General features: G+C 70.1%; 23 protein-coding genes. 16 read left to right on the top strand and 7 right to left on the bottom strand.

From position 1 onward, the window contains the following. Window positions 1–2 precede the first annotated feature (2 nt). The 9 genes from AACG61_RS14750 to AACG61_RS14710 all read left to right on the top strand — a co-directional run bounded on the left by AACG61_RS14750 (window position 3) and on the right by AACG61_RS14710 (window position 8735). On the top strand, window positions 3–275 hold the full coding sequence (locus AACG61_RS14750; RefSeq protein WP_411837857.1) for a hypothetical protein: 273 nt from the start codon (window positions 3–5) through the stop codon (window positions 273–275). Beyond that, window positions 272–2371 (top strand): flagellar biosynthesis protein FlhA, encoded by a 2100-nt coding sequence (locus tag AACG61_RS14745; RefSeq protein WP_411837856.1) that lies wholly within the window; start codon window positions 272–274, stop codon window positions 2369–2371. The genes AACG61_RS14750 and AACG61_RS14745 overlap by 4 nt, the downstream gene beginning before the upstream one ends. Then, a complete protein-coding gene (locus AACG61_RS14740) occupies window positions 2371–3126 on the top strand; it encodes a flagellar biosynthetic protein FliR (protein WP_411837855.1) in 756 nt (251 codons plus the stop codon). Before AACG61_RS14745 ends, AACG61_RS14740 begins: the two co-directional genes overlap by 1 nt. A gap of 9 nt (window positions 3127–3135) precedes the next feature. Continuing rightward, complete coding sequence (flhB, locus tag AACG61_RS14735; RefSeq protein WP_411837854.1) at window positions 3136–4197, top strand: flagellar type III secretion system protein FlhB; 1062 nt, start codon at window positions 3136–3138, stop codon at window positions 4195–4197. After that, window positions 4191–4562: a hypothetical protein gene (locus tag AACG61_RS14730; protein ID WP_411837853.1), complete on the top strand. Its 372-nt coding sequence runs from the start codon at window positions 4191–4193 to the stop codon at window positions 4560–4562. The genes flhB and AACG61_RS14730 overlap by 7 nt, the downstream gene beginning before the upstream one ends. A 68-nt stretch (window positions 4563–4630) precedes the next feature. Then, window positions 4631–5674 (top strand): biotin synthase BioB, encoded by a 1044-nt coding sequence (bioB, locus tag AACG61_RS14725; protein ID WP_411837852.1) that lies wholly within the window; start codon window positions 4631–4633, stop codon window positions 5672–5674. Between the two features lie 39 nt (window positions 5675–5713). Beyond that, a complete protein-coding gene (locus AACG61_RS14720; protein ID WP_411837850.1) occupies window positions 5714–6865 on the top strand; it encodes an 8-amino-7-oxononanoate synthase in 1152 nt (383 codons plus the stop codon). Continuing rightward, a complete protein-coding gene (bioD, locus tag AACG61_RS14715) occupies window positions 6850–7509 on the top strand; it encodes an ATP-dependent dethiobiotin synthetase BioD (RefSeq protein WP_411837849.1) in 660 nt (219 codons plus the stop codon). Before AACG61_RS14720 ends, bioD begins: the two co-directional genes overlap by 16 nt. Continuing rightward, complete coding sequence (locus tag AACG61_RS14710; protein WP_411837848.1) at window positions 7506–8735, top strand: adenosylmethionine--8-amino-7-oxononanoate transaminase; 1230 nt, start codon at window positions 7506–7508, stop codon at window positions 8733–8735. The genes bioD and AACG61_RS14710 overlap by 4 nt, the downstream gene beginning before the upstream one ends. Here the strand turns inward: AACG61_RS14710 and AACG61_RS14705 are convergent. The 3 genes from AACG61_RS14705 to leuC are packed head-to-tail and all read right to left on the bottom strand — an operon-like array spanning window position 8721 to window position 11753. Beyond that, window positions 8721–9731 (bottom strand): endonuclease/exonuclease/phosphatase family protein, encoded by a 1011-nt coding sequence (locus AACG61_RS14705; RefSeq protein WP_411837847.1) that lies wholly within the window; start codon window positions 9729–9731, stop codon window positions 8721–8723. The two genes, AACG61_RS14710 and AACG61_RS14705, sit on opposite strands and share 15 nt — an antisense overlap. Beyond that, the gene (gene leuD, locus AACG61_RS14700) at window positions 9722–10327 is read right to left on the bottom strand and encodes a 3-isopropylmalate dehydratase small subunit (protein WP_411837846.1); all 606 of its coding nucleotides are present in this window, start codon (window positions 10325–10327) and stop codon (window positions 9722–9724) included. The genes AACG61_RS14705 and leuD overlap by 10 nt, the downstream gene beginning before the upstream one ends. Before the next feature lie 10 nt (window positions 10328–10337). After that, window positions 10338–11753, bottom strand: a complete 1416-nt coding sequence (leuC, locus tag AACG61_RS14695; RefSeq protein WP_411837845.1) for a 3-isopropylmalate dehydratase large subunit — start codon at window positions 11751–11753, stop codon at window positions 10338–10340. Window positions 11754–12100: 347 nt separating this feature from the next. Between leuC and rsfS the strand changes: the two genes are divergently transcribed. From rsfS to AACG61_RS14665, 6 genes are all read left to right on the top strand, one after another. Beyond that, window positions 12101–12466 (top strand): ribosome silencing factor, encoded by a 366-nt coding sequence (gene rsfS / locus AACG61_RS14690; protein WP_411837844.1) that lies wholly within the window; start codon window positions 12101–12103, stop codon window positions 12464–12466. After that, the gene (gene rlmH / locus AACG61_RS14685) at window positions 12466–12933 is read left to right on the top strand and encodes a 23S rRNA (pseudouridine(1915)-N(3))-methyltransferase RlmH (protein ID WP_411837843.1); all 468 of its coding nucleotides are present in this window, start codon (window positions 12466–12468) and stop codon (window positions 12931–12933) included. The genes rsfS and rlmH overlap by 1 nt, the downstream gene beginning before the upstream one ends. A 115-nt stretch (window positions 12934–13048) precedes the next feature. Next, the gene (gpmI, locus tag AACG61_RS14680) at window positions 13049–14563 is read left to right on the top strand and encodes a 2,3-bisphosphoglycerate-independent phosphoglycerate mutase (protein WP_411837842.1); all 1515 of its coding nucleotides are present in this window, start codon (window positions 13049–13051) and stop codon (window positions 14561–14563) included. Continuing rightward, the gene (locus AACG61_RS14675) at window positions 14560–15762 is read left to right on the top strand and encodes a murein hydrolase activator EnvC family protein (RefSeq protein WP_411837840.1); all 1203 of its coding nucleotides are present in this window, start codon (window positions 14560–14562) and stop codon (window positions 15760–15762) included. Before gpmI ends, AACG61_RS14675 begins: the two co-directional genes overlap by 4 nt. 16 nt (window positions 15763–15778) lie before the next feature. Then, window positions 15779–17200 carry a S41 family peptidase gene (locus tag AACG61_RS14670; RefSeq protein ID WP_411837839.1) on the top strand — a complete coding sequence of 474 codons (1422 nt, stop codon included), beginning with the start codon at window positions 15779–15781 and terminating at the stop codon, window positions 17198–17200. Then, on the top strand, window positions 17197–17697 hold the full coding sequence (locus AACG61_RS14665) for an RNA pyrophosphohydrolase (protein ID WP_411837838.1): 501 nt from the start codon (window positions 17197–17199) through the stop codon (window positions 17695–17697). Before AACG61_RS14670 ends, AACG61_RS14665 begins: the two co-directional genes overlap by 4 nt. Here AACG61_RS14665 and bluB read toward each other — a convergent pair. From bluB to AACG61_RS14645, 4 genes are all read right to left on the bottom strand, one after another. Beyond that, window positions 17694–18368: a 5,6-dimethylbenzimidazole synthase gene (bluB, locus tag AACG61_RS14660; protein WP_411837837.1), complete on the bottom strand. Its 675-nt coding sequence runs from the start codon at window positions 18366–18368 to the stop codon at window positions 17694–17696. The two genes, AACG61_RS14665 and bluB, sit on opposite strands and share 4 nt — an antisense overlap. Then, the gene (locus AACG61_RS14655) at window positions 18365–19630 is read right to left on the bottom strand and encodes a lytic murein transglycosylase (RefSeq protein ID WP_411837836.1); all 1266 of its coding nucleotides are present in this window, start codon (window positions 19628–19630) and stop codon (window positions 18365–18367) included. Before AACG61_RS14655 ends, bluB begins: the two co-directional genes overlap by 4 nt. Window positions 19631–19737: 107 nt before the next feature. Then, window positions 19738–20070 (bottom strand): hypothetical protein, encoded by a 333-nt coding sequence (locus AACG61_RS14650; protein WP_411837835.1) that lies wholly within the window; start codon window positions 20068–20070, stop codon window positions 19738–19740. A gap of 3 nt (window positions 20071–20073) precedes the next feature. Next, the gene (locus tag AACG61_RS14645; protein ID WP_411837834.1) at window positions 20074–20820 is read right to left on the bottom strand and encodes a DUF421 domain-containing protein; all 747 of its coding nucleotides are present in this window, start codon (window positions 20818–20820) and stop codon (window positions 20074–20076) included. A 111-nt stretch (window positions 20821–20931) separates the two neighbouring features. Here AACG61_RS14645 and AACG61_RS14640 point away from each other — a divergent pair, with 111 nt between their 5' ends. Beyond that, window positions 20932–21402, top strand: a complete 471-nt coding sequence (locus tag AACG61_RS14640; protein ID WP_411837833.1) for a YbaK/EbsC family protein — start codon at window positions 20932–20934, stop codon at window positions 21400–21402. The last annotated feature ends 48 nt before the right edge of the window (window positions 21403–21450 follow it).

Here is a 21450-nt window from a genome sequence, read left to right as displayed (position 1 = left end):
CCATGCGCGCGGGCCTGCTGATCCTGGCGCTGTGCCTCGGAGCCGGACCCGTCGCGGCCGAGGGCATCGACGCGTTCCGGCGCACGGCCGACGACTGGCTGCTGTCGGGCCGCGGGCTGCCGCGCGAATATCGCGTGATGCTGATGGACATGGACAGCGCCGAACGCCTGCAGGCCATCGCCTATCTGCGCCGGATCGGCCTTCTGACCGAACGACCCTGGTCGCTTGACGACCTACTGCGCCCCGCGGCCACCAGAACGGAGCCCCGCGAATGACCCCTGTCGCCGCCCTTGCGGGCAAGTCGAGCAAATTCCTGGACGCCCCGCTGCTGGTCACGGGCGGCCTCGTTCTGGTCGTGATCTCGCTGGTGATCCCGCTGCCGGCCAGCGTGCTGGATTTCGGGATCGCGATCTCGATCGCCTCGGCGGTGATGATCCTGGTGATGGCCTCGCTGGTCGAGAAGCCCACCGACTTTCAGGCCTTCCCGGTCCTCTTGCTGGTCAGCCTGGTGATCCGCCTGTCGCTGAACGTGTCCTCGACGCGGCTGATCCTGACCGAGGGGCAGAACGGCAAGGAGGCGGCCGGTCACGTCATCAACGGCTTCGCCGATTTCGTGGCCGGCGGTTCGATCCTGGTCGGGATCACGATCTTCGCGGTGATCTCGGTGGTGAACTTCATGGTCATCACCAAGGGATCGGGCCGCATGGCCGAGGTTGCGGCGCGCTTTGCGCTGGATTCGCTGCCCGGCAAGCAGCTGGCCATCGACGGCGACCTGAACGCGGGCGCCATCGACCACCACGAAGCCAAGCGCCGCCGCATCAACGAACAGCGCGAGATCAGCTTCTTCGGCTCGCTGGACGGGGCGTCGAAATTCGTCAAGGGTGATGCGGTTGCGGGTATCGTCATCACGCTGATCAACCTGTGCGTCGGCCTTGCGGTCGGCATCACCGTCCACGGCATGCCCGTGGGCGAGGCGGTCTCGACCTATTCGCATCTGACGATCGGCGATGGTCTGGTCAGCCAGATCCCCGCCCTGATCACCTCGATGGCGGCGGCGCTGCTCCTGTCTCGCGGCGGCGCGACCGAGACGACCGCCGGACTGATGTCCAGCGAGTTCACCCGCAGCTGGCAGCCGGCCGCGATGGTCGCGGTCGCGATGGTCGTGATCTCGCTGGTGCCGGGCATGCCCAAGCCGCTGTTCTTCGGCATCGCCGGCGGCATGGGCTTTCTGGCCTGGAGCATCGCGCGGCGGCAGAGGATGCGCGACGAGGCCCTGCCGGAACTGCCACAGGCCGAGGGCACGGCGCGTCCCGCCGCCCGCATCGGCGACGTGCTGGACACCGACGACATCAGCGTCGAGATCGGGGCCGACCTGATCGTCACCGCGCTGGACCAGGCGCGCGGTCTGGGCAGCCGGATCAGCAACCTGCGCATCCACATCGCCCGCAGCTTCGGCCTGATCCTGCCCGACGTGCGCATCACCGACACCGACGACCTGCCGCCCGGCGACTATCAGATCCGCATCCACGGCGTGATCCGGGGCCGCGGCACGCTGCGCCCGGCCGAGATCCTGGCTCTGGGTCCCGACGCGGTGCTGGCCGACCTGCGCGGCGTCGCGGTGCGCGAGCCGGTCTATTCCAGCCCCGCGCGCTGGATCCAGCCCGCCGATCAGGAGGATGCGGCGACGATGGGCGCCACCATCGTCACGCCGATGGAGGTGCTGTCCACCCACCTGATGGAGGTGGTCAAGTCGAACCTGCCCGCGCTGCTGACCCTGGGCGCGATGCAGCGCCAGATCGAGGAGCTGAAGACCCTGTCCGACACCGGCCGCGCCGAACGCTATCGCAAGTATTTCGACAGCATGATCCCCGAGAAGGTCACGCCCGAGACGCTGCTGGCGATCCTGCGGGCGCTGCTGGAGGAGCGCATCTCGATCCGCAACCTGCCGCTGATCGTCGACGCCATCTGCGAGTTCCGCCATGTCGAGCAGGCCGAGACCATCTACGAACTGGTGCGCAAGCGCCTGCGCGGCCAGATCACCCAGCAGTATTCCGACGAGGCCGGCCGCGTCGCGGCCCTCCAGCTGCATCCCGCATGGGAGGCCGAGTTCGTGCGCGCCGATGCCGAGACCGGCCGGGCAGGCGGCGGCGCCATGACGCCCGCCATGTCGCGCAAGCTGATCGACGCGGTCCGCAAGGCCATGTCCCTGGCCGAGCCGGTGGCCCGCACCGTGCTGGTCGCCCCCGACCATCGACGGCGGATGGTGCGCGCGGTGCTGGGGGCGAACGGCGTCGCGGTTCCCGTGCTGGGGCTGGAGGAGATCGACCCCTCGGCCGAGCTGCGCCTTCTGGGCACGGTCGAGGCGGCGTGATGTGGGACCAGCTTCAGGCCATCGTTCCGGGCCTGGATTGGGCGCTGGTGCTGGTCTATGTGCGCGTGCAGGCCTGCGTGCTGGCGCTGCCGGGACTGGGCGAGCGGGTGGTCTCGACCCGCGTCAAGGTCGCCGTCGCGCTGGCCCTGACGCCGCTTTTGTCCGGGGTCGCGGCCGGACCGCAGATGCCTGACACGCCCCCGGGCCTGGTCGGGCAGGTCGCGGTCGAGCTGGTGCTGGGCACGGTGACCGGGTTGATGCTGCGCCTACTGACGCTGGCCATCGACATCGCCACGACCGCCATCGCCGCCACCGCGTCGCTGTCCCAGATCATGGGCATCCAGAACGAGATGTCGCCCCATCCCATCGGCAACATGCTGCATCTGGGCGGCCTGGCCATCCTGATGGCGATGGGACTGCCGGTGATGATGGTGGACCTGATGGCCGACAGCCTGCGCCTGTGGCCGCCCGCGGACCTGCCGCAGGTCGAGGGGCTGGTCATGGCGGTCGTGCGCATCATCGCCGACAGCTTCTGGCTGGCGATGCTTCTGGCTGCGCCCTTCACCTTGGGCGGGTTCCTGTTCCAGGCGTTGACGGGCGTCATCAACCGCGTGATGCCGGCCCTGCCGGTGGTCTTCATCGGCGCGCCTGCGGCGATCCTGCTGGCCTTGGGCGGGCTCGTGATCCTGGCGCCGCTGCTGGTCGGGATCTGGGCGGATGCCGTCCTGTCCTTCATGCTTCCCCAGATCCGGTAGGGCGCGGCCATGAGCGACGACAAGGACGACAAGCAGTTCGAGGCGACCGAGCAGAAGCTGCAGCGGGCGCGCGAGAAGGGCGACATCCCCCGCTCGACCGAGCTGAACGTCACGATGATGTATCTGGGCGCCTTCCTGGCTTTCGCGGTCGCGGCGGGCTTTGCCGTCCGGCACTGGCTGTCCATGGCCGAGCGCGCCCTGGGGTCCGAGGGCTGGTCCGACGCCGGCCCGGCCGCCATCGCGCGGGGGCTGGGCGCCTATGCCGCGATGGCCACGATCGGTCTGGCGGGCCTCGTCGTCGTGGCGATCATCCTGGGGCTGGTGGCCACGCGCAGCCTGATCTTTGCGCCCCAGAAGCTGGCCTTCGACATCAAGCGGATCAACCCCCTCTCCAATGCAAAGCAGAAGTTCGGCACGGATGGGCTGATCACCTTCGCCTTCTCTCTGGGCAAGGCGGGGCTGGTCTGCGTCGGGGGGTGGTTCCTGTTCGCGTCGCTGGCCGATCGCATCGCGGCCTCGGCCATGGCGGACGGGCAGTGGATCGGCGGGCTGGGCACGATCCTGGGGCAGGTGCTGCTGCTGGGGCTGGCGGTGTCGATCCTGTTCACCGTGCCGGACATGCTGTGGAAATGGTTCGACCACCGCCGCAAGAACCGCATGAGCCGTCAGGAGATGCAGGACGAGTTCAAGGATTCGGAGGGCGATCCGCACCTGAAGGCCGCGCGCCGGCAACGCGCTGTGGACATCGCCATGAAGCAGATGCTGGCCGAGGTGCCCAAGGCCGATGTGGTGATCGTCAACCCGACCCACTACGCGGTCGCGCTGAAATGGTCGCGGGGGTCGGGGCGCGCGCCGGTCTGCGTGGCCAAGGGCACCGACGAGGTCGCGGCCCGCATCCGCGCCAAGGCGACCGAGGCGGGCGTTCCGATCTGGTCCGACCCGCCCTGCGCACGGGCCATCCACGCGCAGGTCAAGGTCGGGGACGAGATCGACCGCAGCCATTTCGCGGCGGTCGCCGCCGCGATCCGATTCGCCGAGAAGATGCGTCAGAAGGCGCGACAGGGATGGTGACGAAGATCAGGCAGCTTCAGCAGCTGGAGCAGATCGCCCGCATGAAGGCCGAGCGCGAGCTGAAGGCATTCGCCGCCTTCAACGCCCACATGACCGCGGCGCGCCAGCGCATCGACGCGCTTCAGGCTGCGCTGACCCAGAGCTATGACAGCACCGCGCCGCTGACCCTGCCCGAGGCACGCATCGCGAATGCCCAGGCCGGTCGCGCCGCGCGCGAGCTGCGCCATGCCGACAGCGAGATGCAGCGGCTTCAGCCCCGCTTCGACCTTGCGCGCCAGCACGCCGCCCGAGAGTTCGGTCGCGCCGAGGCCCTGCTGGGCCTTGGTCGCGACGAGGCCGAGCGCCAGCGCAAGGAGCGGTTCTGAGCGCCCCGCCGGGTTGGACAGGCGCATCGCGGGGTGCTAGGCACGGCGCAGGTCCAAGGGGGAAAGCCATGCTGCACAGCGAACCGAACACCGACAGCCACCGCCGCATCTGGACCGCCGAAAGCGCGCGCGCGCTGTTCGATCAGCCGCTGATGGACCTGCTGTTCCAGGCGCAGACCGTGCATCGGCAGCATTTCGACCCGAACCGCGTGCAGCTGAGCCGGCTTCTGTCGATCAAGACCGGCGGATGCCCCGAGGATTGCAGCTATTGCAGCCAGTCAGCCCGGCACGAGTCCGGCCTGTCAGCCTCCAAGCTGATGGAGGTGCAGCGCGTTCGGGCCGAGGCCCGGCGCGCGCGGGACGCCGGCGCCACGCGGTATTGCATGGGCGCCGCCTGGCGCAGCCCCAAGGCGCGGGACATGCCGCAGATCATCGCAATGATCGAGGGGGTGAAGGCCCTGGGGATGGAGACCTGCATGACGCTGGGCATGCTGGATGCGGATCAATCGGCGCAGCTGGCCGAAGCGGGGCTGGATTACTACAACCACAATATCGACACGTCCGAGGCGCATTATGCCAACGTGATCACGACCCGGACCTTTGCCGAGCGGATCGATACGCTGGAGAATGTGCGCCAGGCCGGGATCAAGGTCTGTTCCGGCGGCATCCTGGGCCTGGGCGAGGGGCAGCAGGACCGCGTTGACATGCTGGTGACGCTGGCCAACCTGCCCTCGCCGCCGGACAGTGTGCCGATCAACATGCTGATCCCCGTCGCGGGAACGCCCCTTGAGGATGCCGCGCCGGTCGATCCGATCGACTTCGTGCGCACCATCGCCACGGCGCGGATCATGATGCCGCGCAGCCATGTGCGTCTGTCGGCGGGACGGACCGCGATGTCGGACGAGATGCAGGCGATGTGCTTTTTCGCGGGGGCGAATTCGATCTTTGTCGGCGACACGCTGCTGACCAAGGACAATCCCGAGGAAGAGAGCGACATGCGGCTGTTCGCAAAGCTGGGCCTGCAGCCGATGGTCGTCCATGAGCATGCGCCCGACGAGGCGCGCCGGGAGGCGATGCTGGCGGCCGATCCGGCCATCCCGATCCTGCGCTGAGGGCCGGGGGTTTCACCCCCGGACCCCCAGGATATTTGAGTGAAGAAGAAGGGGCAGGGCGTGGACCGGCTGGCGTTCTATCGGCGGGATCTGGCGGCGCTGGCGGGCGAGGCGCGGCTGCGGTCGCTGAACCCGCGGCGGGGGATCGATTTTTCGTCGAACGATTACATCGGGCTGGCGCAGTCACCCCGGATGGTGGCGGCGGTGCGGCGCGGGCTGGACGCGGCGCCAGTGGGTGCGGCGGGGTCGCGTCTGTTGCGGGGCGAGACTGAGGTGCAGGCGCGGTTCGAGGCGGAGGCCGCGCGGTTCTTCGGGGCCGAGGCGGCCTTGGGATTCGGCGGCGGGTATGTGGCGAATTTTGCCGTGATCACGACCCTGCCGCAGCGGGGCGATCTGCTGCTGATGGATGCGCTGTCCCATGCCAGCACGCACGAGGGGGCGCGGGCCGGGCGGGCCGAGGTCGCGATCTTTCGGCATGGCGATGTCGGGCATGCCGAGGATGTGATCACGCAGTGGCGGGGCCGGGGCGGGGCCGGGGCGGTCTGGATCGCGGTCGAGAGCCTCTACAGCATGGACGGGGACCGGGCGCCGCTGGACGATCTGATGGGTCTGGCGGATCGGCATGGCTTCCTGATGGTGGATGAGGCGCATGCGACAGGTGTCTTCGGGCCGGAGGGGCGCGGCTTGGCGCATCATCTGGAGGGGCGCGAGAATGTCGTGACCCTGCATACCCTGGGCAAGGCCCTGGGCGGGTCGGGGGCGCTGATCTGCGGGGCGCGGGTGCTGATCGATTTCCTGGTGAACCGCTGTCGGCCGTTCATCTTCGCGACCGCGCCCTCCCCGCTGATGGCGGTGGCGGGACTGGAATCGCTGGCGATCCTGCGCGATGAGCCGTGGCGGCAGGCCACGCTGGCGGGCCATGTCGCGGACTTCGGAGCCGAGATGGCGCGGCGTCTGCCGCAGGTGCCGGTCAGCGGCAGCCAGATCGTGCCGCTGATCGTGGGGCCGAACGCCCAGACCATGGCCCTTGCCGCGGCGGTGCAGGCGCGGGGGTTCGACGTGCGGGGCATCCGCCCGCCCACCGTGCCGCAGGGGACTGCGCGGCTGCGGGTCTCATTGACGCTGAACGCCACGCGGGCAGAAGTGATCCGCCTGGCCGAGACGCTGGAGGAGCTATGGCCCGATTTGTGATCACAAGCACCGGCACCGATGTCGGCAAGACGGTCTTTGCGGCCGGGCTCTGCGGGCTGATCGGGGCGGAGTATTGGAAGCCCGTGCAGTCCGGGCTGGCCGGGAACGTGCCGAATGACGGCGCGGAATGGCCCCTCGGCGCGGCCCAGCCCGGCACCGACCGCGCGGAGGTCGAGCGTCTGTCGGGCGCGCGCACCCACCCCGAGGCGGTTCTGCTGCGCGAGGCGCTGTCGCCGCACCGGTCGGCGGAGCTGCAGGGGGTGGTTCTGGAGCCGCAGACCTGGGCTATTCCCGAGGCGCAGGATCTGGTGATCGAGGGTGCCGGCGGCGCGCTGGTGCCGGTCACGCGGGAGGTGCTTTACGCCGATATGTTCGCGCGGTGGCAGGTTCCGGTGATCGTCGTCTGCGCGACGGGCCTGGGCACGATCAGCCACAGCCTGACAGCGCTGGAGAGTCTGCGGGCGCGGGCCGTGCCGGTGCATGGCGTGGCCTTCGTCGGTCCCGCCAATGACGACAACATGGCGACCATCGGGCAGATCGGGCGGGTGCGGGTGCTGGGGCGCCTGCCGGTCCTGGAGCGTCTGCACCGCGACAGCCTGTCGGCGGCGATGCGGGCCGCTTTCCGGGCAGAGGATTTCGCATGAGCGCCGTCTGGCATCCGTTCTTTCAGCACGGCACCGAACCGGCCCCGCCACGGGCCACGGGCAGCGCGGGGGCCTTCATCGACACCGATCGCGGGCGGCTTCTGGACGGAATCAGCAGCTGGTGGGTGGTCACGCATGGCCACAACCAGCCCGAGATCGTCGAGGCGATCCGCGAGACCGCCGGGCGGCTGGATCAGGTGATCTTCGCCGGGCTGACCCACGGCCCGGCGGAGGAACTGGCCGAGGCGCTGGTGGCGATGACGCCCGCGGGGCTGGACCATGTGTTCTACAGCGACAGCGGATCGACCGCGGTCGAGGTCGCGCTGAAGATGGCCCTGGGCTACTGGCGCCATGAGGGCGACGGGCGCCACCGCATCGCGGTGATCGAGGACAGCTATCACGGCGACACCATCGGCACGATGAGCGTGGGCGAGCGCGGCGTGTTCAATGCCGCCTATGACCCGCTGATGTTCGGCGTGGACCGGCTGCCCTTCCCCGAGGGCGACGGCGCCGCGACGCTGGCGGCGTTCGAGGCGCTGGCGGCCAGCGGGCGGATGGCGGCGATCATTCTGGAGCCGCTGGTGCTGGGCGCGGGGGGGATGCGCATGTATTCGCCCCGCGTGCTGGCCGGGCTGCGGGCGATCTGCGACCGCCATGACGTGCTGATGATCGCGGATGAGGTGATGACCGGATGGGGGCGGACGGGGCGCCTCTGGGCCTGTGATCACGCAGGGGTAGCGCCGGATATCCTCTGCACCTCCAAGGGCTTGACCGGGGGTGTGGTGCCGCTGGCCGCGACGCTGGCCACGGCGCGGATCTTTGACGCGCATCGGTCCACGGACCGGCGGCGGACCTTCTATCATTCGTCCAGCTACACCGCGAACCCCATCGCCTGCGCGGCGGCGCTGGCGCAGGTGCGGCTGTGGCAGGCCAGCCCGATGCAGGCCCAGCTGGACGCGCTGTCCGCGATGCAGGCCGACCGGCTGGCGCGGCTGGACGGGCGCTTCACCAACATCCGCCAATGCGGCACCATCGCCGCGGCCGATCTGGTCGTCCCCGAGGGCGGCTACCTGTCCGAGGTCGGGCCGCGGATGCGGGCGCATTGCCTGGATCGCGGCGTGCTGCTGCGGCCCTTGGGGAACACGGTCTATGTGCTGCCGCCCTATTGCGTGACGGGCGAGGATCTGGACGCGGCCTGGGGCGCGGTCACCTCATTCCAGGTCTAGATCGACCCAGACCAGCCTGCGATGCGAGGCCAGCGCCACGAATTCGGCCAAGGGATCGTCGGGCGCGGGCCATACCACGCCCGCGTCCAGCACGCGCAGCGCTGTCGCGGGCAGCACATAGTCCAGCCGCAGGTTCCCCGGCGCGCGCGCATATTCCGCCGTGTCCAGCGCCGGATCGCCCCGATGCGCGGCGTTCGGCCCGGTCTGGGGTGGTTGCCAGGCGCCGCGGGGCTGCGGATCCTGCGTGACGGCCAGCAGGGCCTTCAGCGCCGCCGGATCGCCGTCGCCATCCGCCGCGTCCAGGTTCACGTTGCCCAGGATCACGAAGGGCGCGTCGGGCAGGTGGCCCAGCCAGAAGGCGGCCTCGTCATGGTTGCGGGGCGTGTTGCGCGGCTCGAAGGCCGGGGGGGTGGCCGCGAAGGCCAGCAGGTGCAGCGGCCCGGCAGGCGTGGTCAGCGCCACGTCCCAATGCGCGGTGGTCGACAGGCGCTGGATGTCGGCATGGGGGCTGTCGGGCATGCGATTGCCCGGCATGTCGCGCCACAGCGCCTCCGTATGGTCGGTGACGCCGGCGATGGGCAGGCGCGACAGGAACGCCATGCCGCCCTGGCCGGTGAAGGCGCCATAGCCCTGCGCATCGCGCGCCCGGCCCGCGCGCCCGTCGCCATCCATGTCGCGCCCGGTGGGCAGGCCGGTATTCGGCTGTGACGCGTGGCGGTGCGGCATCGGATGGCCCTGCGCCGCCAGCAGGTCGGCGAATGCGGCCAGCGCGCGCCCGTCCAGATCCCAGTCCAGCCCGGTCAGCAGGATCGCATCGGGCGCCGCATGGGCGATGACCTGCGCCGCCGCCCGGACCTGCGGATCGTCCCGCCCGATGTCGCGCAGGAGAAGCCCCGGCCCGTCCCGCGTCAGGCCGGGGTCCCATGTGGCGATGCGCAGGGTCTCGGCCCCCGCCGGCGTGGCGAGGACCAGGAGGGCCAGTGCCCTCAGATCCAAGGACGGGACTGCGCCATGGCGCCTTCGAAGGCGTCGATGGCGGGGGCCTTCTCCATGGTCAGGCCGATATCGTCCAGCCCGTTCATCAGGCAGTGCTTGCGGAACGGGTCGATGTCGAAGCCATAGGCCGTGCCGTCGGCGCCGGTGACGGTCTGCGACGCCAGATCGACGGTCAGGCGGGCATTGGCGCCCTTCTCGGCGTCGCGCATCAGCGCCTCGACCGCCTCCTGGGGCAGGACCACGGGCAGGATGCCGTTCTTGAAGCAGTTGTTGAAGAAGATGTCCGCGAAGCTGGTCGAGACGACGCAGCGGATGCCGAAATCCAGCAGTGCCCAAGGGGCATGTTCGCGCGAGGAGCCGCAGCCGAAATTGTCGCCCGCGATAAGGATCTGGGCGTCGCGATAGGCGGGCCGGTTCAGGACGAAATCGGGAATCTCGTTCCCGTCGCGGTCATAGCGCATCTCGTCGAACAGGTTCACGCCCAGGCCGGACCGCTTGATGGTCTTCAGGAACTGCTTGGGGATGATCATGTCGGTGTCGATGTTGACCAGCGGCATGGGCGCCGCGATGCCGGTCAGGGTGGTGAACTTGTCCATGATCTGTCCTTCAGGCGGTCTGCGCTGCGAGTTCGCGGATGTCGGTCAGGCGTCCGGTGACCCCCGCCGCCGCCGCCATCGCGGGCGACATCAGATGGGTGCGGCCCTTGTAGCCTTGGCGCCCCTCGAAATTGCGGTTCGAGGTCGCCGCGCAACGCTCGCCCGGCTTCAGCTGGTCGGGGTTCATGCCCAGGCACATCGAACAGCCCGCAAGGCGCCATTCGAACCCGGCATTGGTGAAGATGACGTCCAGCCCCTCCTCCTCGGCCTGCGCGCGCACCAGGCCCGATCCGGGCACCACCATGCCGCGCACGCCCGGCGCCAGCGTGCGCCCGCGCAGCACGTCGGCTGCGGCGCGCAGATCCTCGATCCGGCCGTTGGTGCAGCTGCCGATGAAGACCGCATCGATGGCGATCTCGGTCAGCGGCGTCCCGGCGGTCAGGCCCATGTAGTCCAGCGAGCGGCGCGCGGCCTCGACCTTGCCGCCCGCGAAACTCTCGGGGGAGGGCACGGTCGCGGTGATGGGCAGCGCGTCCTCGGGCGAGGTGCCCCAGGTGACGGTCGGCGCGATGTCCTCGGCGCGGATGGTCAGGACCTTGTCGAAATGCGCGCCCTCATCGCTGAACAGCGTCTTCCACCAGGCGACGGCAGCCTCCCATTGCGCGCCCTTCGGCGCATGGGGGCGGCCCTTGACGTAGTCGAACGTGACTTCGTCCGGCGCGATCAGGCCGGCGCGGGCGCCGCCCTCGATCGCCATGTTGCAGATGGTCATGCGGCCTTCCATGGACAGGCTGCGGATCGCCTCTCCGCAATATTCGATGACATGGCCGGTGCCGCCCGCGGTGCCGGTCTCGGCGATGATGCGCAGGACGATGTCCTTGGCGGTCACGCCGGGGGCCAGGCGGCCGGTGATCTCGACCTTCATGTTTTTGGACTTGGCCTGGATCAGGGTCTGGGTGGCCAGCACATGCTCGACCTCGGACGTGCCGATGCCATGCGCCAGCGCCCCGAAGGCGCCGTGGGTCGCGGTGTGGCTGTCGCCGCAGACGACCGTCATGCCGGGCAGGGTCCAGCCCTGCTCGGGGCCGACGATATGCACGATGCCCTGCCGGATGTCGGTCACCGGATAGTAATGCACCCCGAACTCGCGGGCGTTGCGGTCCAGCGCATCGACCTGGATGCGGCTTTCCTCGTTGTCGATGCCCTGCTGGCGGTCCAGCGTGGTGGGCACGTTGTGATCGGGCACGGCGATGGTGCGCTCGGGCGCGCGGACGCGGCGGCCGGTCATGCGCAGGCCCTCGAAGGCCTGCGGGCTGGTCACCTCATGGACCAGATGGCGGTCGATATACAGAAGACAGGTGCCGTCCTCCTGGCGATCCACCACATGGGCGTCCCAGATCTTGTCGTAAAGCGTGCGTGCGGTCATGGCTGAAGTCTCTCGGCTGTGATGCGGAAATGGGGTGAGGGGCGCGCAGCCGTCACCCCTGCGCGGTCACGCCCAGCATCTCGCCGTAGAAGCGGCCCGGCAGGCGGGCGCGGTCATGGATGTCGAAATAACGCATCATCGGGCCAGATTAGGCCAGCATCCGCCCGCTGGCAAGCGCGTCCGACCCCAGGAAAATGCCGCAGGCGATTGAGACGGGGCGAAAAGATGCTATGTTGGGGGAACCCCGGCGCCGGGGGCTATCGGCGCGCGGACCGGAGGATGAAACCCTGTCACAAGACGTCCCGTCGGCCGGTCGGCCGACCTCGACCGCGCCAACCAGCGACCAGATGCTGGATCTGGTGCTGAAATCCCTGGATGACGACAAGGCCGAGGAGATCGTGTCGATCGACCTGCGCGGCCGCACCGCCATCGCCGATCACATGGTGATCGCATCGGGCCGCAGCTCGCGCCAGGTGGGCGCCATCGCCGAGAAGCTGGCCGAGCGCGTCAAGCAGGTCACCGGGCGCAGCCCCCGGATCGAGGGCAAGGATGCCGGCGATTGGGTGCTGATCGACACCGATGACGTGATCGTGCACGTGTTCCGCCCCGAGGTGCGCGAGTTCTATCAGCTGGAGAAGATGTGGCTGCCGGCCGACGCGCTGGCCCGCGTGCGCGAGACCGCGCCGACCTCGGGCTATCAGCCGCAGGGCTGATGCGCATCGACATCGCCGCCGTGGGGCGGCTGAAATCCGGCCCCGAGGCGGCGCTGGTCGGCGACTATCTCCAGCGTTTCGCCAAGACCGGGCGCAGCCTCGGCCTGCCGCCCGTCTCGGTCCACGAGGTCGAGGATCGCCGCGCCGGCACCATGGCCGCCGAGGCGGAGCTGCTGTCCCGCGCCATCCCGCCCGGTGCTGCCGTGGTCATGATGGATGAACGCGGCGATCAGCCGACCTCGCCCGAATTCGCCGCGCGCCTGGCCGCCTGGCGCGACGGGGCCCGCGATGTCTGCTTCGTGATCGGCGGCGCGGATGGGCTGGACCCGTCCCTGCGCGCCCGGGCCGACTGGCAGATCAGCCTGGGCCGCATGGTCTGGCCGCATCTGCTGGTCCGGGTGATGCTGGCCGAACAGCTCTATCGCGCCGCCACGATCCTGGCAGGCTCTCCCTACCATCGCGCGTGATCCGGCCGCGCTTCTTCTTCACGCAAATATCCCGGGGGTCCGGGGGCTGGCCCCCGGTCCCTTGGTTGCCGCGCGCGCCCGGCGGCGATAGAGAGGGCAAAACCGCGAGGCTCCGATGACCAAACCCGTGATCCTGTGCATCCTTGACGGCTGGGGCGTCTCCGAGCGCCCCGAGCAGAGCGCGCCCGACCGCGCCGCGACGCCGCATTTCGACCGGCTGATGCGCGACTGCCCCCATGCCACGCTGACGACCTTCGGTCCCGACGTGGGCCTGCCCAAGGGGCAGATGGGCAATTCCGAGGTCGGTCACACAAATATCGGCGCGGGCCGCGTGGTCGCGATGGATCTGGGCCAGATCGACCTGGCGATCGAGGATGGCAGCTTCGGCCGCAACGAGGCGTTGGCCGACTTCACCGACACGCTGAAACGGACGGGCGGGACGGCGCATCTTCTGGGCGTGATCTCGGATGGCGGCGTGCACGGGCACCTGACCCACGTGCTGGCCGCGGCGCGGGCGGTGGCCGGGGCGGGCGTGCCGGTGGTCATCCACGCGATCACCGACGGGCGCGACGTGGCCCCCGACAGCGCGCCGGGCTTTCTGGCCACGCTGACGGAGGGCCTGCCGCAGGGCGCGCGGATCGGCACGGTCATCGGGCGCTATTACGCGATGGACCGCGACACGCGCTGGGACCGGGTCGAGCGCGCCTTCCGCGCCATCGTCGCGGGGGAGGGCGAGGCCGCACCCGATGCGGCGACCGCCATCGCCACCGCCCATGCGCGGGGCGAGATGGACGAATTCGTGACCCCCTTCGTGATCGACGGCTATGCCGGGGCGCGCGACGGGGACGGGGTCTTCTGCCTGAACTTCCGCGCCGATCGTGCGCGCGAGATCCTGTCGGCGCTGGGCGAGCCGGGATTCGACGGGTTCGACGCAGGCGCGCGGCCCGACTGGGCGATGATGCTGGGCATGGTTGACTATTCGACCCGCCACGACGCCTTCATGCGCACCGCCTTCCCCAAGCGGCAGGTGGTCAACACGCTGGGCGCCTGGGTCGCGGCGCAGGGTCTGCGCCAGTTCCGCCTGGCCGAGACCGAGAAATATCCGCATGTGACCTTCTTCCTGAACGGCGGCAAGGAGACGCCCGAACCGGGCGAGGACCGCCACATGCCGAAAAGCCCGAACGTCGCCACCTATGACCTGGCGCCCCAGATGGCCTCGGCCGAGGTGACCGAGACGCTGGTCGAGGTGATCGGGCAGGGCTACGACCTGATCGTGGTGAACTATGCCAATCCCGACATGGTGGGCCATACCGGCGATCTGGCCGCCGCCGCCCGCGCCTGCGAGGCGGTGGACCGGGGCCTGGGCCGCATGCTGGAGGCGCTGGACGCCGCGGGCGGTGCGGCGGTGATCTGCGCCGATCACGGCAATTGCGAACAGATGATCGACCCGGTGACGGGCGGCCCGCATACGGCGCATACGCTGAACCCCGTGCCGGTCATCGTGTATGGCGCGCCGGACGCGGTCGGGCTGCGCGACGGGCGGCTGGCCGATCTGGCGCCCACCGTCCTGGACCTGATGGGGCTGGAGAGGCCGACCGAGATGACCGGGGAAAGCCTGATCCGCCGATGAACGCGCGCCTTGTCCTGACGCTGTGCCTGGGGCTGGGTCTGGCCCCCGCCTTGGGCCTGCCCGCCCATGCGCAGGCCGATGCGCCGCAGCTGACGCCCGCCAACCGCGCCGTCGCCGATGCCGAGGCCGCCGCCGCGCTGCTGCGCGCGGCCTTGGGTCAGCTGGGCGAGGCGGTCAGCGCCGACGACCAGGTCGTGGCTCTGACCGAGGTGATCCGCGGCTATGAGCTGGGCCTGGCCGCGCTGCGCGACGGTTTGCGCCAGGCCAGCCTGCGCGAGGCCGAGCTGCGCGACCGCTTCGAGGCGCAGCGCGACCGCCTGGCCGGCGTGCTGGGCGCGATGACCGCCCTGCAGCAGAGCCCCGAATCGACCATGCTGCTGCATCCGGCGGGCGCGCTGGCCAATGCGCGCTCCGGGATGCTGCTGTCGGGCGTGACGCCGGGCCTGCGCGCCGAGGCGGAATCGCTGCAGGACGAGCTGGACGAGATCGCCACGGTGCGCGAATTGCAGGCCAATGCGGCGGGCATGCTGGGCAGCGGGCTGGCCTCGGTCCAGGAGGCGCGGCGGCTGCTGGCCAGCGCGGTCACCGACCGCAGCTCTATGCCCGTCCGCTATGGCGAGGAGCCCGAGGAGCTGCAGGCGCTGCGCACCGCCGCCCAGAGCCTGGAGGACTTCGCCACCGGAATCGCCCGGATGGAGGACGATGTCGGCCCGCCCATGGAGGATTTCGAGGGCGCGCAGGGCAGCCTGCCCCTGCCGGTGGTGGGCACCATCCTGCGCCCCTATAACGAACCCGACGCCGCCGGGGTCAGCCGGCCGGGCTGGGTCATCGCCACCGCGCCCGCGGCCTTGGTCCAGACGCCTTGGCCTGCGACAATCCGCTATCGCGGGCCGTTCCTGGATTACGGCAATGTGATGATCACCGAGCCGTCGCGCGGCTATCTTATGATCTTCGCGGGCCTGGCCCAGGTCTTCGGAGAGGTGGGTGACGTTCTGAAGGCGGGCGATCCGGTCGGGCTGATGGGGGGCATGGAAGCCCCCGCCCAGGAGTTCGGCTCGCAATTCGTCGCCAACGCCGCCCAGGGGGCGCAGGCCGGACGCAGCGAGACGCTGTATCTGGAGCTGCGCCAGGGCAACGAAACGCTGGACCCCGCCGACTGGTTCGTGCTGAATCCCGTCGTCGAGCCGCAACAGGACTGAGGCAGGAAAGACCGCCATGAGACACTATCTGATCGCAGGCCTGGGGGGCGTTCTGGCCGGAGCGCTGGCGACCACGCAGATCGCCGGACCGCTGCTGGCGCAGGAGACCGCCGAGGGCAACGCCTCGGTCTATCAGCAGCTGGAGCTGTTCGGGAACATCTTCGAGCGCATCCGCACCGACTATGTCGAGGCGCCCGAGGACAAGGAGCTGATCGAGGCCGCGATCAACGGAATGCTGACCTCGCTGGACCCGCATTCCAGCTTCCTGTCGGCCAACGACTATGAGGACATGCAGACCCAGACCCGCGGCAGCTTCGGCGGGCTGGGCATCGAGGTCAGCCAGGAGGAGGGGCTGGTCAAGGTCGTGGCCCCGATCGACGACACGCCGGCCGCCAATGCGGGCGTGCAGCCGGGCGACTTCATCACCCATGTGAACGGCGAATCCCTTCTGGGCCTGCCGCTGGACGACGCGGTCGAGATGATGCGCGGCCCGGTCGGGTCCGACATCACCATCACCATCCTGCGCGAGGGCGAGAGCGAGCCGTTCGACCTAACCATGGCGCGCGACACGATCAAGCTGACCGTGGTGCGGTCGCGCGTGGAGGGGCACGCGGTGGTGCTGCGCGTCTCGACCTTCAACGACGAGACCTATGACACGCTGCGCGCCGAGCTGGACAAGGCCGTCGAGGAGGCGGGCGGGATCGAGCGCGTCACCGGCTTCGTGCTGGACCTGCGCAACAATCCGGGCGGTCTCCTGAACCAGGCGATCAGCGTCAGCGACGCCTTCCTGGATGCCGGAGAGATCGTCAGCACCCGCGGCCGCAACCCCGAGGAGAGCGAGCGCTGGAACGCCGAGCCGGGCGATCTGGCGCAGGGCAAGCCGATGGTCGTGCTGATCAACGGCGGCTCGGCCAGCGCGTCCGAGATCGTCGCCGGCGCGCTGCAGGACCACCGCCGCGCCATCGTCGTGGGCGAGAAGTCCTTCGGCAAGGGCTCGGTCCAGACGGTGATGCCGGTGACCGCCGACAGCGCCATCCGCCTGACCACGGCGCGGTACTTCACCCCGTCGGGCCGCTCGATCCAGGCCTTGGGCGTGCAGCCCGACATCCTGGTGGCCCAGCCCGCCCCGGCCCCCGAGGCCGAGGAGGAGGAGGCCCGCAGCAACAGCGACTTCAGCCGGTCCGAGGCCGATCTGCGCGGTGCCCTGGGCAACGATGTCAGCGACGAGATGCGCAAGCAGATGGAGGAGGAGGCCGCCGAGGTCGAGGCCACCGCCGCGCTGCGCGACGACGATTACCAGCTGGCCTATGCGGTCGACGTGCTGAAGGGTCTGGCGGCGGTGAACTTCCGCGCCGACCAGGTGCCCGCCGCCGCCACCCCCGCCGTGACCGGCGAGGGTGCGACAGGGCAGGACGACGACGCGGCCGATCAGGGATGATCCCCGAGCGGACCGGGCCGGGCGGCCTGCCCTATCGCCCCTGCGCGGGGGTCGTGCTGATCAACCGCGCGGGGCTTGTCTTTGCCGGGCGGCGGATCGACCGCGCGCCCGACCAGCCGCCCGCCTGGCAGATGCCCCAGGGCGGGATCGACCCCGGAGAGACCCCGCGCGAGGCCGCCCTGCGCGAGCTGACCGAGGAGACGGGCGTGGATGCGTCCCTGGTCGAGGTTCTGGACGAGACACCGGGCTGGGTCTTCTACGACCTGCCGCCCGAGATGGTCGGCCGGATCTGGAAGGGCCGCTATGGCGGACAGTGCCAGAAATGGCTGGCGCTGCGGTTCCTGGGCCAGGACACCGACATCCGTATCGACACCGCCCATCCCGAGTTCGACCAGTGGCGGTGGATGCGGGCGGCGGATGTGCTGGACAGCATCGTGCCCTTCAAGCGCGCCGTCTATGCCGAGGTGCTGGGCGCGTTCCGCCCCCATCTGGCCTAGGGCGCGGTCCAGCGATCCTCCAGGATCAGCTCGTCCAGCGGCAGGCGCGCCGCCCAGCCCCGGCTTTGCAGTTCGGGCTGGCGGTAGAGTTCGGTGACATGGCCGATGCACAGATAGGCCACCGGCACGACATGGTCGGGCAGGTGCAGCAGGCCGCGAAGGTCGTCGGGCCGGAAGATGCTGACCCAGCCCACCCCGATGCCTTCGGCCCGCGCGGCCAGCCACAGGTTTTGCACCGCGCAGGCGGTGGAATAGAGGTCGGTCGCCGGGTCATGGGTGCGGCCCAGCACATGCGCCCCGCCCCGCGTCCGGTCGCAGGTGATGCACAGGTTGACCGGCGCCTGCAGGATCCCCTCCAGCTTCAGCGACGAATAGAGCGCCTTGCGGTCGGGAAAGCGGTCGGCGGCCTCGGCATTGGCCGATGCGAAGGCGTCGTGGATGCGCCCGCGCAGCGCCGCGTCGCGAATCAGGACGAAGTTCCACGGCTGCGACAGCCCGACGGACGGCGCGTCATGCGCCGCCTGCAGCAGGCGGCGCAACGTGTCGGGATCGACCGGGTCGGGGCGGAACTGGCCGCGCACGTCGCGGCGTTCGCGGATCGCGCGATAGACAGCCGCGCGCTCCGCCTCCGAGAACGGCCCCGCCGGGGCGAGGCCGCAGGCGTCGCTCACCGGCGCAGCTGGTCCAGCAGGATCGAGGTCGGATAGCCGTCCGGCGTCACGCCGATCGACCGCTGGAAGGCCGAGACCGATTCCATCGTCGCCGATCCGAACAGGCCGTCGATCTCTCCCTGATAGAAGCCGCGCTGCGCCAGGCGCTGCTGGATCTCCTGGCGTTCGGCGGTGGACAGGGTGCGGTCCTGGCGCGGCCAGGCGCCCTGGATGCCCGGACGGCCCGCGATGCGCTCCGCCAGATAGGACACGCCCAATGCGTAGTTGTCCGAGTTGTTGTAGCGCAGGATCGACCGGAAGTTGTCGGTGATGAAGAACGCAGGCCCCCGCGCCCCCGCCGGCATGATGATCGAGCCGTTGCCCGCCGGCAGCCCGCCGCCCGACATGGTGCGCACGCCCTGTGCCGACCAGTCGCCGGCCGACCGCCGGGTGCCCTTGCCGATCAGGCCCATATTGAAGTTGGCGGGCAGCTGAACCTCGGCCCCCCAGGTCGCGCCGCGCTGCCAGCCGCTGCGGGCCAGATAGGCCGCGGTGGAAGCCAGCGAATCGGTCGGATCCTCGGACCAGATGTCGCGGCGACCGTCGCCGGTGAAGTCGACTGCGTATTCCAGATAGGAGGTCGGCATGAACTGGGTGTGGCCCATCGCGCCCGCCCAGCTGCCCAGCATGTGCTGAGGGTCGGTGTCGCCCGCCTGCAGGATCTGCAGGGCGGCGATCAGCTGGTTCTGGAACATCTCTCCGCGGCGGCCGTCATAGGCCAGCGTCGTCAGCGACGGGATGATCTGCATCCGGCCGCGGTTGGCGCCGAAGTTCGATTCCATCCCCCAGACCGCCAGCACGATCTCGCGCGGGACGCCGTACTGCGCCTCGATCCGGGCCAGAACGGGCGACAGCTGCGCCAGCTTCTGGCGGCCGGTGGTGATGCGCACGTCCGACACGGCGCTGTCCAGGTACAGCCAGACGGGGCGCGAGAATTCGGCCTGGCGGCGGTCCAGGCGGATCACCTCGGGGTTGTAGCGGGCCAGCGCCATGGCGCGGTCATAGGTCCCGGCCGAGACGCCCGAGGACAGGGCGCGGGCGCGGAACTGCTGCACGAAGCGCTGCAGGCCCGCCTCGTCGCCGGGGGCGGCGGGGGGGATGGGGGTGACGGTGACATCCGCCGGGATCTGCGGCCCGCCCGCGGGCATGCGCGAGACGGGCGATGCGCAGGCCGCCAGCGCGCCGATCAGGGTGGTGGACAGAAGGAAGCGGGAAAGGGTCATGTCAGGTGCCTGTCTTGGACTGCCGAGTGGAATATGTCCGGATTTTGGGCCCGGATCTGGTCATTGCCCGGCAGTCTAGACCAAGCTTTCCCGCTTGGGTAGCACGGTTAATGCAGCAGCGATTCCGGGTCCGGCGCCTCGCCGAACCACGGGGTCATCTGGGCGATGATGACGGCGTTCTCGGCCAGGGCGCGCTCCATCAACGCGCGCTCGGCCTCGTCGATCTCATGGCCCTCGGCCAGCCGCTCCTCCAGCGTGCCGTAGCCGGTGACGTCCAGGGGGGCCATCTCGGCCTGCTTCAGGATGGCCACGGTCTCGCGCACGGCCTCGGGTTCGTCATGGCCGGCGGCATAGCAGACCAGCCCCGCCCCGGTCGCGCCCTTGGGCAGCCCGTCGCCCGCGCGCCTGCCCAGTTCGACCACCAGCGTGAAGACCTTCATGGCTTACTCCATCGGTTTGGCGCCGCCTTGGGCGCTGTCGGCCCCTTCGGGCCATTCGGGCGCCTGCCACATGCGGCCCCCGCAATCGGGACAGCGCGCACGGGTGGCGATGATCTGCGCGCCCGAGGGCGCACCGCAGAGGGAACAGCATGTCTGACCGTTCATCGCAAGCGCCTTTGCCGGGGCGGGCGGACCGTTCAGCAGATGCTCGGGCGGCAGCAGCGACAGGCCCGGCTGCGGCACGGCGCGGCGGAAGACCGACAGGCCGCCCCCCGCCTCCAGATAGGCGGCGCGCAGCTCTCCCAGGTTCGACACGCCCGCCAGGCGCAGCATCGCCTTGATCTCGGCCAGGCCCAGGTCGCGATGGCCGGCCACGTCGGACAGGATGCGCCCATCGAGGACCAACGCGATGGGCCGCCCGTCGATCACCCGCTTGGCGCGGTCGAAGCGCACGATCAGCCGGTCCAGCACCTTGTTCAGCGCCACGACCGTGGTGATGACCGCAATCGCGGCCAGTAGCGGCACGTCGGGATAGAACATCGCGTCGCCCACGGCGGACCCCAGGGCGATGACCAGCAGGAACTCGACCATCGATAGCTGCGCCACGCCGCGCCCGCCGATCCAGCGGATCATCAGCAGCGCATAGACATAGATGAGCAGGGTGCGGACCAGGATCTCGGCATAGAACAGCGGGGGATGCTCGCCCAGAAACATCCGGGCAAGGTCGAAGGGGATGACCGGTTGATCCATGAGGCGCCTTTCGCGGCGAAGGGGCCGCATCCCGCACAACCGCCGCAGGGGCGGGGGGTTCCACGCGGGCGGCACGCCCGCTAGGGTCCGGGCGGCAAGGGAGGTTCGGGGATGAGCGACAGTCTGGAACGGGTCCGCGCGGCCCTGGATGCGGCGGGGGTCGCGGCGGAGATCCGCGAGATGCCGGGCAGCACCCGCACCGCCACTGACGCCGCCGATGCGGTGGGCTGCGCGCTGGACCAGATCGCCAAGTCGATCATCTTTCACGGCACCGACAGCGACACCGTCCTGCTGTTCCTGACCGCTGGCGGAAACCGGGTCGATCCGGCCAAGGCCGCGGCGCTGGCGGGCGAGGCGCTGGGCCGGGCGGATGCGGCGCTGGTGCGCGCGCGGACGGGATTTGCCATCGGCGGGGTCGCGCCCGTCGGGCATCTGTCGCCGGTGCGGGCCTTCTGGGACCCGCGTCTGGCGGATTTCGCGCAGGTCTGGGCGGCGGCGGGAACGCCGCGCCATGTCTTTTCCATCGCGCCCGACCGGCTTCTGGCGCTGACCGGCGCACGGACGGGTGATTTTGTCGCATGAACCCGCCGCGGGGCGCGGCGCGTTGGGTGGGCCGAAGCCGAAAGGACG

It is taken from the genome of Paracoccus sp. ME4, assembly GCF_046736325.1.
GTDB lineage: Bacteria > Pseudomonadota > Alphaproteobacteria > Rhodobacterales > Rhodobacteraceae > Paracoccus.
The sequence above is the reverse complement of the archived record's forward strand: the minus strand, read 5'-3'. Positions and strand labels throughout refer to the sequence as shown.